At 62.0% G+C, this 16,143-nt stretch carries 16 protein-coding genes; 8 read left to right on the forward strand and 8 right to left on the reverse strand.

Going from position 1 to position 16,143, the window contains the following annotated elements; all coding sequences use genetic code 11:
* Nucleotides 1–997, reverse strand: a 997-nt coding sequence (locus DEH80_RS13735) for an IS110 family RNA-guided transposase (protein WP_109721084.1), incomplete at its 3' end; no start/stop codon positions are given.
* A 201-nt stretch (nucleotides 998–1,198) separates the two neighbouring features.
* On the opposite strand from DEH80_RS13735, the gene DEH80_RS13740 reads away from it, so the two are divergent.
* The 5 genes from DEH80_RS13740 (at nucleotide 1,199) to DEH80_RS13760 (ending at nucleotide 3,688) form a co-directional block, all read left to right on the forward strand.
* Nucleotides 1,199–1,783 (forward strand): hypothetical protein, encoded by a 585-nt coding sequence (locus DEH80_RS13740; RefSeq protein WP_133249248.1) that lies wholly within the window; start codon nucleotides 1,199–1,201, stop codon nucleotides 1,781–1,783.
* Nucleotides 1,784–1,882: 99 nt separating this feature from the next.
* Nucleotides 1,883–2,302, forward strand: a complete 420-nt coding sequence (locus DEH80_RS13745; protein WP_207774609.1) for a PH domain-containing protein — start codon at nucleotides 1,883–1,885, stop codon at nucleotides 2,300–2,302.
* A 164-nt stretch (nucleotides 2,303–2,466) separates the two neighbouring features.
* On the forward strand, nucleotides 2,467–2,706 hold the full coding sequence (locus DEH80_RS13750; protein WP_109721086.1) for an addiction module protein: 240 nt from the start codon (nucleotides 2,467–2,469) through the stop codon (nucleotides 2,704–2,706).
* Nucleotides 2,703–3,002 carry a type II toxin-antitoxin system RelE/ParE family toxin gene (locus tag DEH80_RS13755; protein ID WP_109721087.1) on the forward strand — a complete coding sequence of 100 codons (300 nt, stop codon included), beginning with the start codon at nucleotides 2,703–2,705 and terminating at the stop codon, nucleotides 3,000–3,002. Before DEH80_RS13750 ends, DEH80_RS13755 begins: the two co-directional genes overlap by 4 nt.
* A gap of 371 nt (nucleotides 3,003–3,373) precedes the next feature.
* A complete protein-coding gene (locus tag DEH80_RS13760) occupies nucleotides 3,374–3,688 on the forward strand; it encodes a hypothetical protein (protein ID WP_109721088.1) in 315 nt (104 codons plus the stop codon).
* A 60-nt stretch (nucleotides 3,689–3,748) separates the two neighbouring features.
* Here the strand turns inward: DEH80_RS13760 and DEH80_RS13765 are convergent, their stop codons facing one another.
* The 3 genes from DEH80_RS13765 to DEH80_RS13775 all read right to left on the reverse strand — a co-directional run bounded on the left by DEH80_RS13765 (nucleotide 3,749) and on the right by DEH80_RS13775 (nucleotide 6,733).
* The gene (locus DEH80_RS13765) at nucleotides 3,749–4,156 is read right to left on the reverse strand and encodes a hypothetical protein (RefSeq protein ID WP_109721089.1); all 408 of its coding nucleotides are present in this window, start codon (nucleotides 4,154–4,156) and stop codon (nucleotides 3,749–3,751) included.
* A 200-nt stretch (nucleotides 4,157–4,356) separates the two neighbouring features.
* The gene (locus tag DEH80_RS13770) at nucleotides 4,357–5,871 is read right to left on the reverse strand and encodes a flavin-containing monooxygenase (RefSeq protein ID WP_109721090.1); all 1,515 of its coding nucleotides are present in this window, start codon (nucleotides 5,869–5,871) and stop codon (nucleotides 4,357–4,359) included.
* Nucleotides 5,861–6,733 carry an SDR family NAD(P)-dependent oxidoreductase gene (locus tag DEH80_RS13775; protein WP_109721091.1) on the reverse strand — a complete coding sequence of 291 codons (873 nt, stop codon included), beginning with the start codon at nucleotides 6,731–6,733 and terminating at the stop codon, nucleotides 5,861–5,863. The genes DEH80_RS13770 and DEH80_RS13775 overlap by 11 nt, the downstream gene beginning before the upstream one ends.
* A 71-nt stretch (nucleotides 6,734–6,804) precedes the next feature.
* Between DEH80_RS13775 and DEH80_RS13780 the strand changes: the two genes are divergently transcribed.
* Both DEH80_RS13780 and DEH80_RS13785 read left to right on the forward strand, forming a co-directional pair.
* On the forward strand, nucleotides 6,805–7,452 hold the full coding sequence (locus DEH80_RS13780; RefSeq protein WP_109721092.1) for a TetR/AcrR family transcriptional regulator: 648 nt from the start codon (nucleotides 6,805–6,807) through the stop codon (nucleotides 7,450–7,452).
* Nucleotides 7,453–7,478: 26 nt separating this feature from the next.
* Entirely contained in the window at nucleotides 7,479–8,783 is a 1,305-nt protein-coding gene (locus DEH80_RS13785) for a GDSL-type esterase/lipase family protein (RefSeq protein ID WP_109721093.1), read from the forward strand.
* Here DEH80_RS13785 and DEH80_RS13790 read toward each other — a convergent pair.
* A complete protein-coding gene (locus tag DEH80_RS13790; RefSeq protein WP_109721094.1) occupies nucleotides 8,780–9,043 on the reverse strand; it encodes a hypothetical protein in 264 nt (87 codons plus the stop codon). The genes DEH80_RS13785 and DEH80_RS13790 overlap by 4 nt on opposite strands.
* A 62-nt stretch (nucleotides 9,044–9,105) precedes the next feature.
* Here DEH80_RS13790 and DEH80_RS13795 point away from each other — a divergent pair, with 62 nt between their 5' ends.
* Nucleotides 9,106–9,453 carry an MGMT family protein gene (locus tag DEH80_RS13795; protein WP_109721163.1) on the forward strand — a complete coding sequence of 116 codons (348 nt, stop codon included), beginning with the start codon at nucleotides 9,106–9,108 and terminating at the stop codon, nucleotides 9,451–9,453.
* Between the two features lie 183 nt (nucleotides 9,454–9,636).
* Here DEH80_RS13795 and DEH80_RS13800 read toward each other — a convergent pair whose 3' ends face one another.
* The 3 genes from DEH80_RS13800 to DEH80_RS13810 form a co-directional block, all read right to left on the reverse strand.
* On the reverse strand, nucleotides 9,637–11,856 hold the full coding sequence (locus DEH80_RS13800; RefSeq protein ID WP_109721095.1) for a bifunctional metallophosphatase/5'-nucleotidase: 2,220 nt from the start codon (nucleotides 11,854–11,856) through the stop codon (nucleotides 9,637–9,639).
* Between the two features lie 496 nt (nucleotides 11,857–12,352).
* Entirely contained in the window at nucleotides 12,353–13,810 is a 1,458-nt protein-coding gene (locus DEH80_RS13805; protein ID WP_165831475.1) for a hypothetical protein, read from the reverse strand.
* A gap of 81 nt (nucleotides 13,811–13,891) precedes the next feature.
* Nucleotides 13,892–16,090 carry a peptidase M19 gene (locus DEH80_RS13810; RefSeq protein WP_165831476.1) on the reverse strand — a complete coding sequence of 733 codons (2,199 nt, stop codon included), beginning with the start codon at nucleotides 16,088–16,090 and terminating at the stop codon, nucleotides 13,892–13,894.
* Between the last annotated feature and the right edge of the window lie 53 nt (nucleotides 16,091–16,143).

Below are 16,143 nucleotides of genomic sequence, written 5' to 3' on the forward strand. Positions count from 1 at the left end.
TCGCCCAGCTCGCCCAGGCGATCCGAGCCAGCTTGTTGGCCACGGCACAGGCCGCTTTGTTGTGATTGGATCGCGCCTGCACGCCCAGCGCCCAGTGCTGGAGCGGGCTCAGGGGTCTGCCCGCGTTCTGGTTGCGCCTAGCACTGAGTAAAACCGTTCTCGCTCCGTGGATAAGCAGCGTTCTGACGTACTTGTCGCCACGCTTGCTAATCCCGCCCAGGTGTCGCTTAGAGCCGCTTGAATGCTCTTTTGGCGTCAGCCCCAGCCACGAAGCGAGGTGCCGCCCTGACTGGAAGTGCTTGGGATCACCGGCACTGGCGTATAGCGCGGTGGATGTGAGCAGCCCGATTCCTGGTATTTGTTGCAGCAATCGCACGGCCGGCGTCTGGCGTGCCACGACAGCGAGCTGGCGCTCGACACGGGCGATCTTGTCATCCAGGTCGTGCACCTCGGCCAGCAGCTCTAGCAGAGTGATCTTCAGCAGGTCAGGGACGGCTGGATCGTCAATGGCGGCGGCCATCTGTTTGACCGCGACTTTTGCACCGAGTGGCAAGATGACACCAAACTCGCGCAACAGCCCGCGCAGTGTATTGATGCGAGCGGTGCGGCTACCCATCCATGCAGACCGGGCGCGATGCAGACCCTGGATGGCCTGGGCATCCACCTCTTTGACGGGCACTGACAGAATCTCGGGATTGCGATCGGCTTCGAGCATCGCCATGCAATCCGCCCGATCGGTCTTATTGCGACGGCGATAAGCGCGAACGTAGGGCACAGGGAGCAAGCGCACATCGTGACCGTGCGCGAGCATCAACCGAGCCCAATGGTGGGCCCCTCCGCAGGCCTCCATGACAAACCGACTGCGTGGTCGCTGAACGATAAAGGCCTGAAATTCAGACCGTTTCAGACGGTGATTTTCGACAACGCGACGCCCGTCGGACACCACCAGCTCAAAGATCAGTTTTGCCGTATCCACGGCAATCGTCGTAGATTGCATGCTCGGACTCCTTCTGTCGGTGTAGCTCGTGATTCAGAAACACCAGCTTGGCACACAGATGCCGGTAAAACGGCGGGAGGAGTCCATTCCATCAATGCATCCGACACTTTTTCCGCTACGCCTGCGGCTTCGCTCCAAAAGCGCCCTTCGGGCGGCCCTGCGGGCTGCGGCTGATGGGCGGCGTTGGGCGTCAGCAAGAACATGATTCGGTTAATTATCAGTGCGTTGATAGTTGTTGTCGGGCTCGTATTAGGTATTTTGGCCGCTATAAACGGAAAACCGGTGGTCTCGCTGGCACTTCTGATGGCCGCACTATACTGCGCAGCCGGAACACTAATTGGTTTCTATGCAGTGTTTGATAGTCCAATTTGGTCGATCGTTGCCTTTGTAGTCATGTTGGCAGGTATCGCCGGTGTGTTCGTGTATCACCAGGCATTTAATCTTGATCTCCAAGCAGCCTATGCAGAGGCCTTAACCGACATGATCTCTGCAGATCCGCTGTGTGAGGACAAACCTGCCGACTTTTATCGGATGAAGGAGTTTGGAGTTTTCGCCTGTGCCACGCAGGCGAATCGCGATCAACTGTCGTCGCTCCGTGATATTGCAAAAGCTCGCTATTTTGGTCCTGAACTGACTGTGCTTGATGGGGTGTACGAATCTAAGAGCAAACAGGAACGGAACTACTGCGCTGAAGCATTCGCTCAGCTTCAGGAAAGGTGTCCCAATGCCTTCCAATTTATGAATCAAAAACACCGCAGCGCGCTCATGGCAGCGGCCACCGATTGACGTCCAACAATGCCTTGCAGCCGACCCATTTTCCACTACTTCCCTTCGGTCATTCGCTCCAAATGGGCGGCTGAAGGCAGGCGTTAGGCGGTAAATGAAATGATTGATTCCGTGTACACGTCCAAGATTGATACTTGGCTGCTCGTGGTTTTGCTCGTCAGTGCGGGTGTGGCACTGGTTGCTGCCGGCGCAACGCTCGTAACGAAGTCTGTATTTGCCATCGCTATTGGTGCATTCATTGCTGCCATCGGAGCAGGCCTGCCTGTCTGGCTACTCACGTCAACCAAATACACCATAGGCAGCGAAAGACTTCTTGTCCAAAGCGGGCCATTCAAATGGAAGGTCCCGCTCAGCGAAATTTCATCGGTCGAGCCAACGCGCAATCCACTTTCGAGCCCGGCACTGTCGCTTGATCGCCTTCACATCAAGTACGGCCGCGGTCAGGAATTAATGATCTCGCCAAAGGATCAACCGGCCTTCATCGAAGAGTTAGAGCGAGCCAGAGAAGATGCCGCCTAACATCGCCATGGAGAGGGGCATATTTTCCGTTACGCGCTTCGCGCTCCACTCCAAATATGTCCCTCATGGCGGGCGTTATGTGCTTTCCGCTAGCTCCGGAGCTTCGCGTCCGAGCGTCTTAGCGGTAGAGTAAGGTCTGTGTTCTGGATTGCCTGAGAATCGCCATGGCCGCTTCCGCTGACGCTATTGAAAACGACGCACTTTCTCTCCCGATTGAAGATCGTGCGCGGCTCATTGTCCATCTCCTGGAAAGCATTGAGGAGCGCCCCGGCGGCGATCCCCGGGCAGTCGAACGCGCTTGGCTAGCCGAAGCTCAACGCCGCTACGACGCGTATCAACGCGGAGAAGTTCAGGCGATTCCAGCCGCGGACGTGTTCTCGGAACTTCGGAAAGATGATCATTGAAGGCAATCAGCTTCTTGCCAGCTGCGCGCGAGGATATCCGGCGCGAGAAGTCCTACTACCGGAAAATCAATCCCGAACTCGCACGCCAATTCCAAGCAGCGGTTGAGACCGCAGCCAATGGCGCCGCTGAGAACCCCCAAGCGATGCAAGTACTGGAGCACGAAATCCGTCGCTGGCCGCTCACGACCTTCCCGCACGGCTTGCTCTATCGCGATGAACCGGATTCGGTTCTTGTTCTCGCGGTGTTTCATCCCAGCCAATCACCCGTTCGGTGGCAAGGTCGGTCGCGCACATAACAAGTGACTATGGTCGGAAGTCAATAAATTCAGGCCAAATCTGGATTCCAATGCTGCCCGGTTTTCATCCTCACATTGATAATCGTGATGAGCTTTTGCATTTCGGCGAGTCGTTGAGCAGGGCATAGGCCAGCAACGTCCGACTCCGCTCACGCTGCTTAGCAAGCCTTTCTTCTCTAACCACCCAGGGAGTGTCGCAGTGGTGTTGCCAAACGCCTCGTGATGCGAAGGATTGCCGTGGCCAGCTGCTTGGTGTGTCCACGCAGACTGAGGTGAAGCGGCTTGGGCAGGATGCGGGATCGTTTGTTGTCGCTAAAGCTTGATCAGCACCAGCCGATAACGTCCTTGGATCCGCATGCACGGGGGCCGACATGGCCTGCACCGACGTCTTTCTCTTTCACACGCAAACCAGCTATTTGATCGTGGTCGACGATGACCCCGATGCACTGGAGCGCGCACTTCTTGTCGGGCCGCTTCGCCCGCTCAACGGCGGCGAGCCCGTACCCGAAGGCTTGGCGTTGGAACTGCTGTATTTGTTCGGGGGCGTACGTGTGGAATCGGGTGATGCTTATGTCATCCCACCGATTGATCACACCGCTTCCAGAGCTGTGATCGCTCAGGAGGCGGTCACGGCGCTACCGCGATCTAGCGATACGCCGGCCACAACCGCGTTTCGCCTGCACTAGCGCAACACTGACCGACTCGCGCCGCCAAGTTGCTGCCTGCGATCCCCGGTCCGTCTGCGATTAGGCGGACCGCAGCGACTGGCTGCGGTCGCTGCTGCGGCGTGCGTGAATTGTCGGGCGCTGCGCCTGGCGGCGGTCATGGGCGGCGCACAGTTCTACGTCGATGATGGCCTGGACGTGTTCGGGCAGGAAGTGCACCCGCTGGCCTGATTCCACATCCCCCGAGCGTGAGCCGGGCACGGCCATCCGCCGTGCCGTCTTGGCGTCGTAGCGTTGTACGCCGACGACGATGCCATGCAATTCATCCCCGAGCCGTTGCTCGGCCCGCACGCGGATAATCTCCCCACCGACGGCGATCATCTCCAGGATGTAGCGGCCGTCCGTGAGCAGGGTCTCGGGGCAGGCCCCGTCGTCCGGCCCGAGGACCGTTGGTGCGGCAGCTTCGCGAAGAACAAATCGTGATGGCATGTTGGCGGCTCCCCAGTCGCGCGTGTCTAATAACCGACTTCTGCAAGCCGCATGCCTGGAAAAACCGGCTGCAGACGCTTGATTTCACGTCGTCATTACGGAAAACCGACGTCAAAGCTTGGCATGGGGAAGCCGGTGCCAGGAATCCGTCAGCTGCAGCAACCTCTGCCGAAACCGCGAAGACCTGGCACCTGGGCCCGTTAGGCTGCCTGGGTGGCGGCCTTGGCCGGCGACTCGGTACGGCTCGGCTGGGCAAGAAACCGCATCGTGCCGTCATCCAGCTTGGTGAAGCGCGTCACTGCCAGATCCATCACGTAGTTCTGATGCACACGCCACGGCGCCCGGGTGCCCTGCTGGGGGAGGAAATCCTTGGCGCGCTGGATATAACCGGATTCCAGATCGACCATATCGTCGGCTTCCACGCCCTCGCGGCGTTCGGGGATGCAGACGGCCTCGCCCCGTTTGTCCATCCGCTGAAGCAGCCGGCAGACGTACTGGGCCGTCAGGTCACATTTAAGCGTCCATGATGCATTGGTGTACCCAAAGGCAAAGGCCATGTTCGGGACGCCATCGAGCATCATGCCTTTGTAGATCAGCCGCTCACCGGTTTCGACCGGCTGGCCGTCCAGGCTGAGCGTCGCCCCGCCAAACAACTGAATGTTCAGGCCGGTGGCTGTGACGATGATGTCGGCCTCGAGCAGTTCTCCGCCACGGGTGCGCACGCCTTCGGCTTCAAAGCGTTCGATGTGGTCGGTCACGATGTTCGCGTTCCCCTTGCGCAGGGCACGGAACAAATCGCCATTCGGCGCGATGCAAAGACGCTGATCCCAGGGCTTGTAGCTTGGGTTGAAATGCAGATCGGCATCGACCGCATCACCCAGCTGCTGACGGGCGAAGTGCAGAATTTTTTCCCGCGTGCTGTCCGGCTTGCGCCGCGCGTACTGGTAGAAATACATGCTGAGCAAGATGTTCTTCCAACGGGTCAGCGAGCCCGCCATGCGCTGCGGCAGCAGCTGTCGCAACTTGCCGGCGATGGCATCACGGCGCGGCAGATTGACCACGTAGGTCGGCGATCGCTGCAACATGGTGACCTGGGCGCCGTTCTTGACCAGCGACGGGATGAGCGTGATGGCGGTGGCGCCACTGCCAATCACAACGATGCGTTTGCCGGCAACGTCCAAATCCTCCGGCCAGTGCTGCGGGTGCACGATGGTTCCGTCGAAGGCCTCGCGGTTGGCGAACGACGGCGTGTAGCCGGAGGCATAGTCGTAGTAGCCGGAGCAGACATGCAGAAAACGGCAGCTGAACCGCTGCTCGCCGCCTGCGGTCTGGCATGTCACCAACCAGCGCGCCTGTTCGCTATTCCAATCTGCACTGGTGACTCGATGACCGAAGCGGATCTGGCGATCAATCCCGTACTTGGCCGCCGTGTCCTGGATGTACTGGCGAATGGTGTCGCCGTCGGCAATGCTGACGTCGCTATCCCAGGGTTCGAAAGGAAAGCCCAGCGTGCTCATGTCCGAATCTGAACGGATGCCGGGGTAGCGGAACAAATCCCAGGTGCCACCGATGGCATCGCGCGCCTCGACGATGGTGTAGGTCTTGTCAGGGCACTCGGTTTGCAGCCGGTAGGCGGCATCCACGCCGGACAGGCCGGCGCCAACGATCAGGACATCGATGTCGATGGCCTCGGGCCGTGCAGCATCAAACGCCATGGGTGGCCTCCTGCGTCGCGGTGGCCTGTTTGCCGCGCGGGTAGCGCTTGAGGATCAGCGCCTGATAACCCGCGCCCAGCACACGGGCGAACTTGTCGAGCAACTTGGCGTCGGGGCCGACGAGGATGCGCCGCGCATCGCGCTGAACACCCTTGAGAATGATCTGTGCGGCCTTGGTCGGCGTGGTGGTCTGGATGGCCTTCTCCGACCGACGCTTGTGGGCGTCAATCGAGGCACCCGTCAGCCCTTCAATGGCGGCATCCACGCGACCGGAGCTGGCGATCTGCGTCGCCACACCGCCCGGATGCACACAGGACACGCTCACCGGCGCGCCTTCCATCTCCAGTTCCATGCGCAGGGTTTCGGTGTACCCGCGCACGGCAAACTTGGCGGCGCAGTAACTGGCCTGCGTGGGCATGCCAATCAGCCCGAACAGGCTGGACAGGTTGACCAGATGGCCTTCGCCCGAGGCACGCAGATGCGGCAGGAACGCCTGGGTGCCGTACACCACACCCCAGAAATTAATGTCCATCAGCCATTCGAAGTCGGCCTGGCTGGTGGTTTCGGCCGGAGCCGCCAACGCCACCCCAGCATTGTTGAACAGCAGATTCACGCGGCCATGGTCGGCCACCACCTGATCGGCCCAGGCATACACGGCTTCGCGGTCGGCGACGTCCAGCACCGTGGTCGTGACCTTCACGCCCTGCGCCGTGGCCTGGTCAGCCGTGGTCTTGAGACCAGTTTCGCTGATGTCGCTCAAGGCCAGATCACAGCCTGCCGCGGCCAGCTCCATGGCCAACGCGCGGCCAATGCCTGATCCGGCGCCGGTGATGGCCGCAACCTTATTTGCAAACTGCTTCATGTGATCTGAACCTGAAGTGATGACGAGTGTCGTCACTTTACTTCTGAGGACGTGTGTCGTCAAATATAGATATGAGCCGATCCAGAGCCAGCCGCCGGGTTTACGGTGGACAGTCCCACGCCGACCGCATGGCCGAGCGCCGTGCCGCCTTTATCGAGGCCGGCTTTCAACTGATCGGCACCGAGGGTTATCGCGCCGCCACGATCCGTGCCGTATGTAAGCAGGCGGGCATTACCGACCGCTATTTCTACGAGCTGTTCGGCAATACCGAGGGCCTGCTGATTGCCGTCTATGAAACCGTGGCCGAGGCCCTGCAACAGGCGCTAATGCAAGCGCTCGCCGAGGCGGATGACGATATTGAGTCCAAGACCGATGCGGGACTGCGGGCCTTCTTTGCATTCATGCGAGATGACCGCAACGCCCGGATCATGATGGCTGAGATTCTCGGGGTCAGCGCCGAGGTAACCAGCCTCTACATGCGGACCTCCCAGGCCTTCGCCACGCTGTTGATCACCGCCGCCTCGCCGCTGGCCCCTGGTGTGCTGGACCCAGGGCAGGCCGATAACGCACTGTTCGGCCAATCGCTGGTCGGTGCCATCATCTACGCGGCCGGCGCCTGGGCCTTGTCCGGTTACCGGGAGCCGGAAGAGGTGGTCATCGCCAGTTGCCGCATGATTGTCATCGGCGCCTGGCGGCAGCGATTGGAAACGCTGGGCTGATCAAACACAACAAGCAGGAGACACCCATGCGCCACCATCGACGGGCCATTGGGACCCTTATCGGACTGGCTGCGCTGCTGGCGGGTTGTGGTGCATCCACGTCAGACACGCCATCGGCCACGAGCGACAGCGGCAACTGGGTTGGCAGCTGGGCAACCGCCGTCTACGGGCCCTATCCCGCAGGTCCGCTGACCCAGCCGGGGGCGGCGCCGTACACGGCCCAGTTCCCCGATCACCAGGCCGAAGATCAAAGCTTTCGCATGATCGTGCATCCCAGTCTTGGGGGCGAACGGGTCCGCGCCTGCCTATCCAATGCGCTGGGGGATCGTCCACTCCACCTGACCAGTCTTTATATCGGCGAGGTGGTCGCCGGCCCCACGGTGAGCAACCAAACCGCCCTGGCCTTTAATGGCGAACCATCGGTCACCGTGCCGGTCGGTGCCCGGGTTTGCAGCGATGCGGTGGACTTTGCGCTGACGGCCGGCACAGACGTGGCCGTGAGTTTTCATGTGTCGGGCCCCAGCGGACCGATGACCTGGCATGCCGAGGCCTTTGCCGTGAACTATGTCAGCCCGCCCGGTGTTGGCGATGTGGCGGCCGACCCCAACGGCGCAGCCCTGACGCAACTGGAACGCAGCTGGTTCTTCTTGTCGGACCTGCAGGTGCAGACCGACGAGGGATTCGCGATCACGACCTTTGGCGACTCCATTACCGATGGCGCCTTCTCAACGCCCGGCCTCAACCACCGGTATCCCGACTTTCTGGCCCGCCGTCTGCAGGCCGCCGCTATACCGGCGGGCGTGCGTAATCTGGGAATCAACAGCAATACCGTGACCACTGTGCGCGATGGCGGCAATGCCGGACCGCCAGGTACCCAACGGTTTGCTGACGATGTGTTGCGGGCGGGCACGCGCAGCGTGTTCGTGCTGCTTGGCACCAATGACCTCAGCGCCGGCGTACCGGCAACCGCCGTCTACGATGCCCTCGTCGACCTGGCGGCGCAGGCACAGGCCACCGGCGTCTACATGGTGGTCAGCACCATACTGCCGCGCAACGATCCGCCCGTTCCCTTTGGCTGGGATGTCGACACCGATGAACCCGAGCGGCGCGCGCTCAATGCCTTGCTGATGGACAGCACAGCCTTCGATGCCGTGGCCGACGTGGCCAGTGCGATGGCCAGCCCCTTAGACCCGAACCAGCCGTTCCAACCCTACTTCGTCGAGGGCCTACACCCGAACTCGCTGGGCATGCAGGCACTGGCCGATGCCATTCCGCTGGCTGCCCTGCTGCCACCGCCCTACGGCGACTGCGATCGCAGCCCCGGCGGCTAGCTAGCGCGCCGGCGCAACACGTCGAACTCGCGATCCAGCTCGAAATCACGGTCGGTCACCACGGCTTCCAGCGCTTCGAGCCGGGCCCGTAGCGCCTGATCGTCTGTCGTCGATCGCCGCGTGCCGCAACCCCAGTCATTCATGCCTAGATCGAAGCGACGATCCAACCACATCATCAGCGTGATAAAACCGCCGAGCATTAAGAATTTCACAATCGTATCTAGGTGTTCCATGTCTGCGCCGTCGGGGAAGGTCGTCATGAATAGTCCCCGGGCAACCCGGATTTATTACAGGCCTGCGTCGAGGATGTTTGATCGTGGCCGTGTCTGAGCAGCACGCCAGGGTTCATGCCGCGCTGCGGCGCATCCCGGCCGGTCGTGTCGTGAGCTATGGACAGCTGGCGGCGCAAGCCGGTATTCCTCGCGGCGCTCGTGTCGCGGTGGCCGCGTTGCGCAGCGCCCCAGACGACGCAGAACTGCCCTGGCATCGCGTCCTGCGGGCGGATGGGCGCATCGGCTTTCCCCCTGATCATCCGTTGCATGGCGAACAGCGGCTGCGACTGCAGAACGAGGGCGTCGTAGTGGTCGACGGGCGAGTCTCCATGTCGCGATACCGAGCGGACGACCGCCCTGCAAACAGCCTGCTGCTACCTGCAGTCGACGACCCTTGAGTCGCAGTGCCGCCACGGCTGGCGAGCCGAGCGGATTCCACGTGCTTTGGCGACTGGAACGCCTGATTGCGGAGCCTCAGAACACTCGATGTTCGGGACGTTGTCGAGCGCACTCAGAATGAAAAAACCCCGCAATGCTGCTTGCAGCACTGCGGGGCTGATACAGATTGCGAACTCAGTGGATCAGGGCGCTATGAACGTGTTGATCACGCTGAGATCTTGAATCCGGCGGTCGTCAGCCGGGGCCGTCTCCGCCACGTTGAACGGCGTTGCGGCGTCCGGGTAGTTCATCAGGAAGAACTCGGCCAACGCATCTTGCTCGCCACCGGTGTAGCTGAACCCGGACTGCAGGCCAAAATCACAGGCGGTGAGAACGGGGAAGTCCGGCGTGCCGGTCGGGGCCGTGTCCGGGTCGCCAAAGCCCACGCCGCTGTAGATCTGACGCCGGTTGGGCGCGCTCAGCATGTCGAACGGGTAGTCGTCGCCGCCGTTGGCGAGGAAGTTCAGGGTCACAAGCTGGAACGTGTCGCTCGCCGCAGGCTGTGCGCTGCCCCCCGTAAACAGTGCGGTGTCGGGCGTATTGTCGGCGTCGGTGTCCACCCACAGATCGGTGACGCGGGCACCCGGAGCAAGCGCCGGATCAAAGCCGAACGCAATGCCGCCCACCTGGGGAAAGCGCCCGGGTGTCGCGCCCGGTTCCGTCTGCGCCACCGCATGCTCCAGCAGCGCTTTCAGCTCGGAGCCGGTCACGTCCAAGACAACAAGCCCGTTGTCAAAGCGCAGCGTCCCCCGGAAGTGACCCTCGCTGACATCGCCCGCGTCTGCGTTCAGCCCGTCGTTAAACGGCGGGAAGAGGTCTGTGGTGGTCCCAGTCGTGACCGCGTTGCCGATCTCGGCACGGATACCACCGCCGTTCTTCAACGCGATCACATTGGTGAGTTCGGTGCAGTTTTCGGCGTAGGCCACCATGGAGTCAGCCGTCAAGTTACCCAGGTTGGTCTCTTGCGTGCGAACCACACCGCGTCGGCCTTCCAGGAACACATCCGTGTGGCCCACGACATTCTCGAACTGGTCGAAGATCACGCCCTGCACCGCGTCACGCGACGCGACGACGGCTTCCATCGGAAGGCCACCGGCCTGCGTCACATTCTCTGCCGTACTGGCCCAAGCACCGTTTACGGCCTCGTCGAGGCTACCGGGAATGATCTGACCGGCGTCGTCAAAAGCCACAACCAGTCGACCGAGGTACTTGTAGTCGCCATCCACATTGACGATCAGGGTCGTGCCGCCATTGGCATCGGTTGTCGAGAACGGATAGGGCTCCGCAAAGGCCGCATCACCGGGGAACAACGTGTCCGTGGAATCACCCATGCGCGTGTTGGAACCGCCGGCCACGATGATGTCGACATCGGTCAGTGCCTGCGCCAAGGCGCGCTCGATGCTGATTTGCTGCATATGCGAGAGCAGGATGATTTTGTCGATGCCGGTCGCCGTCAATGCATCGATCTGTGGCTGAATCGCCGCGGCAAGCTGTTCGATGGCCGTGGTGCTGCCCTCCACCGTCAGCGCGCCCGTCGTGGTGATGTTAGGAAGCTGCGGGGTCGCAGCGCCGACGAGGCCCACGAACTCATTGCGAACCCGAACGATCGCGCTACCCGCGACTTGGCCGCCCATCCGCCGGGCGTCATCGCCATCGACGCCAATGCGTTGAGCCAAGTCCGCATCACCACTGAAATCGACGTTGGCAGCGAGGTAGGGGAAGCGCGTACCAGGGAACACGACACCGTTTCTTGATTCGGTGGAAAGAGCGTCGCTGAACTCGCCCGGGCCCTGGTCGAGTTCGTGGTTGCCAAGTGCCGACGCAACCACGCCGAAGGCGTTCATCCACAGGTGGTCGACATGGCCGGGCTCATTGCTGCCGGTCAGCGTGCGCACGGTATCGTTTTCGGCGGCAAACCAACGCGGACCGGGGATCACATTGTCACCGGACGAAACGACCACGGTGTCTAAACCGTAGGTTGCGTCGTTGCGGAATCCATCCACCAGCGCCGAGAATTCATCAACCGTGTCCAGTGCAGTGGCTTCGTTGCCGTCAACGTCGGCGAAATGGAGCAGTTGCAACCAGAAACCGTCCTCGCACAGGTAGTTGGTCGAGTCGATTTCTGACGATTCCAGCGCGCCATTGCGATTGGCGTCGGTGCCACTATCCACTTGCAGGCCACCGAAGGTGCAGGCCGTGCCCGTACCGATTTCGGTTTGCGTCACCAGTGCAGGCGCGCCATCCGCGCCGTTGGTGCCATCCAAACCGTTGGCACCGTTGGTTCCGTTTGAGCCTTCACACCCAGCCAAAGCCACCGCGAACGCAGCGCAGGCCACCGTTCGCATCAACGTCGAATTACTCATGCATCCTCCGAAAAAATCCCGTGGTGGCCTTTAGAACTGGACGGTGGCCGACCCCACTGAGCCCGTCGGAGGCTAGGCTGCGTTTGTTTCAGCCGCGTGATCGTTTTTTGACGTGTCTAAGTCAGCTACCGGATGACGAAATAGGCCCTCTGATCGGAGCGTTTGACCACTGCGCGGATCGACCCCCTGGGCTTCGCCTTCGCGGGCGAGGACCGCGAAGACCATTGGGCGACTGGAGCCGGGTCACGCTAGCCGGCTACCCGAAGTCACATCGGGTCATACCGAGCTTTCGGTTTCGAGAAGGGAATGAGGGGAACGAGTCGTCTGGCGGCTCTGTCGGCGGATGAATGCCAACAATGACCGCGATAAACGGGTCGGCCGGCCGCCGGTCGGCACCTGCGAGCCAACAGCGGGCAGTCGACTGGCGGGGCGTCGCGCAGCCTGTTGCCGTAACAACCGGTGCCGGCTCCTCTTGAAGCCTGCGACCATACCCGTATCAGGTCATGCGCTCGACCGTCAGTGGCTGAGCAATGATCCACAGCCCGCTCACGGTCATGGCGACCATCAGCACCAATAACGCGATCTGGCTGAGCGCTGCGCTGCGGGGTGTCTCGAACACGCGAACGGCGACGCGGTGGGAGGCGTAAACGCCTGCGACGTGCCCGATCAGAATCAGCGCGACCTGTGAATGCCACACCCAACTCATCTCGGGTAGGAAGGGCGCTCGCCACGTCATCGCGGTCCCGAACAAATCCCAGCCCCAGCCAAAGGGGTCGGAGACCAAGCTGACGATCTTCCGGCCTTGCGTGAGCACCAGCGTGGCGTAGTGGGTCACGTGATACGCCAGCGCGATGGGTAACAACGGGTAGGCAAAATCCAGCAGCAGCGCTCGCAATGGGCGTTGCGAGCCGGTCATCCATCGTGCGACTTGAAGGCTTCCCGCGTAGGCCGCGAAATAAATGCCCGGCAGGCTCAGCAGCCAGAGTGTTTCCCAGGCGAGGTACCAGCGGCGTGCTTCGATAATGTTCTGCATCGGCCGCTGGCCCATCAAGGCTTCAACCCAGCCAGTCGGATCACTCCAGAACAACCGGACCCACCACTGGGTTGCGCGCAGACCATCAAAAGCCGTGGTCGATAGCATCGCCAGAATGAACACCACCGTCGCCATGTGGGCCGGACGACTGTGGACCAGGCCTGCGCCTGGCCAGCGCCATGCCGCGGGCTGTCGCAGGTGGTCCTCACCGCCGAGCCGCAACGGCGCCAGTCGGCCAACGAGGCGAAGGTACACGGCGAAGAGTTCTCCATGCCGGAACCACGCTTGCCGGCCAACCAGACCCACCGCCGTCACGTTCATCAGCGTGTAGACCAGTACCAGCCATCCCAACTGGCGCGGTATGCCCCTGCCGAAGAGTTCGAACCAGACAAAAGCCAGCAGCAGCAGTAGTGCGGGCCAGTCTCCCAGCCATTTCGGGTACACCCAAGCACCGCGGGCGTAGCCCGGCCAGAGCCGCCCCAGCCAGCCGGTCAGGATGGACCACGGATTGAGATAGGCGTAAACATTGCCCGCAACGGCGGTGAAGTAGGTCAGACCCAGCAGGCAGACGATCCAAAAGAACGTCATGCTGAAGTTGCGATACGGGTCGCGATTGCCCCACAGCGCTGTGGCTATGCAAAGGACCAGCAGGCCGACACTCAGGACCTGCAAAACGGACTTGAGCCGTACCCACCCACCCGTCGAACGGATCGTCCGTGTCGTCGGTTCCGGTTCCGGCCCCTCGGGACGGCGAACGAAATAGAGCGCGAGCAAAAACGAGACCAGCAACGCAGCCGATGCCGCCCAGGCGTAAAGCCAGAACGGCACCGGCAGGTTGTAGAGCCGGCCGAAACCGTGGGCGCTGGCTGCGAGAGGCCACACCGCCCCCAGCAGCAACCCGATCCCGAAGAAACAACGCATGCGGCCTGCGCGATCCAGGCAGGCCGGCGGGGCGGCGCCTAGCACGTTGCCGGCTTGCCTCGCATCAAGAAGCGACCATGCTTAATGGCGATCCGCTTGCGCACGCGCGGACGCGGCTGCCGCTTCGGTTTGCTCCCAAAGCTGCAGATAGGCCTCGGCCGAGTTGTACAGCGCGGTAATCGCCTCTTCACCACCTTCGAGCCGGATGCCCTCGACGATATCGGCGACCAAACCGTAGTGCGACATGCCTTCCTCATCCATGACCCACTGCTTGCCACCGGGGATGGACAGCAGGTCCACCTGCAACGGGGCAATCCCGGCCTCGGCGAACTGGGGTCCCCAGCCTTCGCCCTGGAACAGCGTGAACGGATAGACGATGGGCTCGGCACTGGCCCCGCGTGACTGCGGCAAGGTGCGCAGGCCATTGGCATCGGCGCCGTAGCCCACGGCGAACGGCCGGCTGGTGCCGGAGGCCTCCCAGATCGGCTTCAGCTTGGCGAGAAAATCGACAAAGTCACGCCCGTGCGGCAACGCCGGGTAAATAATGCCGCCCTGACGGATGATCTGGGTGGCCTGGTCATTACTGATGCCACCATGGCCGCCATGGCCCGAAACCATCGGGTAAGGCGGGTCCAATTCGGCGCCCTTGTCCAGCATGTACTGCTTGCTGAGCAGCTCGGCGTGATCGATGTCGAGCACGAAGCCCTTCTTCATGATCTGCTCGATGGCGTATTCACCCAGCTCCGTCACCGTACGGGCATTGCACTGGCGGCCGGGCGGATAAACCGGTAACTGGCCCTGCGCCAGATCCATGATCAGCTGCGTCACCGGATCATTGAACTGGGTGATTGCGCCGGACTCCAGCTCGGCCCCCGCATCGTAGAAATAGGTTTCACCCTCGCCGCCGTCCGGGCAGTCATAGGTCTTCCAGAATCCGCGGGTATCGGTGAACCCGACATAGTTCAGCACCGAGCTGAAGATCCCCGTGCCGCCGAGCGCGCTGTCGACATCGTGGAAGGGGAAGACCTGACGCACACCCAGCTCCCAGGCCTCGTCGATCTCGCGGTCGATATCGTCTCGGGTGCAGTCGCTGTTCTCGCTGCCGTCCGGATTGAAGGTGACCCGGCAATGGAACAGGTTGGAAAACTCCAGACCGGGGATGACGGCCAGATTGCCGTTGGCGATCTCCTGGCGCGCCTCGACCGGTGACCCGACGATACGGAACCAGCCCTCACCGGGGCCGCCCCACTGGGCATCCACATAGTCCTGCACGTCGTACAGGAACTCGACCTGCTGGGTGCCGGTAATCATGTCCTCGCACTCGGCCGTCTTGTCGCCGTAGGTCGCCTTGGCCAGGTTGCACAGGGCCTCGATGGTCGTGCCGTGAACCACCATGACACGCAACCCGGCCTTATAGGCCCGCTCCACCCAGCGGTAATACATCTGCTGGTGCAGGAAGGAGTCTTGCTTGGGCCAGTCGATAAAGCTGGGCCAGCCCTGGGTGTCATGGGTTTGCAGCGGATCGCCGTCGAGCAGGATGTTCTCGGCGCTGAGCGTGCCGTTGGGGCCGTGCATCAGCACGCAGTTGTCCAGCGCGGCGGGCGCACCGAATCGGTTGATGGCCTGGCCATACAGCACACCACCGGCAGACGGACCGACGTCTTCGCTGCCATCGGAGAGTTCGGAGCCCATGCCCATGTGCGCGTGGACCTCGGCGAAGCCGAGAACCGGTTGGCCGACGGCCGGGCCCGTAAAGGTCGGACCGTCGATGCCCACCGGCATTTCCGGGTACTCCGTGCAGCCGGTGGTCGGCTCAAAGCGCAGTGTGGCTGGCGTGTCTGCCAGCACCAGCAGCCCGTCGTCATCGGCAGCCAGTGATTGACCCAGGGTGCTGGCGGTGAAGCGGCCCTGATCACCGTCAAAGGTCCAGTCCGAACCATCGGCGGGATCGGTGGTGGCACTCACCGACGAGCCGCTGGCTGTCATCAAGGTTTCGTCCACCGCGTAGAACAGGTAGCGCCCCAGGTTGGCGGCGCGCATGTGGAAGCGCTCAGCCGTGGTGGCATCGTCTCCAACCGCCAGATATGCCGTGCCGTCACGCTGCACATACTGGCCGTCGACCTGCAGGACATAGCAGCCGCTGGCCAAGTCGAATTTGGTCACGGGTGCCGCACCCAGTGCAGGCGTTCCGCCAGACGAACCCGATGAACCGCATCCCGCGGTGGTCGCAACACCCACTGCCGCCATGGCGGCCATCATCCAACGTGACGATCCCTGCATCTGTGCTCCGCGCGGTACGCACCGCGGCCTCCGATTGTTATCGGAACATGATG

The sequence above is a fragment of the Abyssibacter profundi genome, assembly GCF_003151135.1.
Taxonomy (GTDB): domain Bacteria; phylum Pseudomonadota; class Gammaproteobacteria; order Nevskiales; family OUC007; genus Abyssibacter; species Abyssibacter profundi.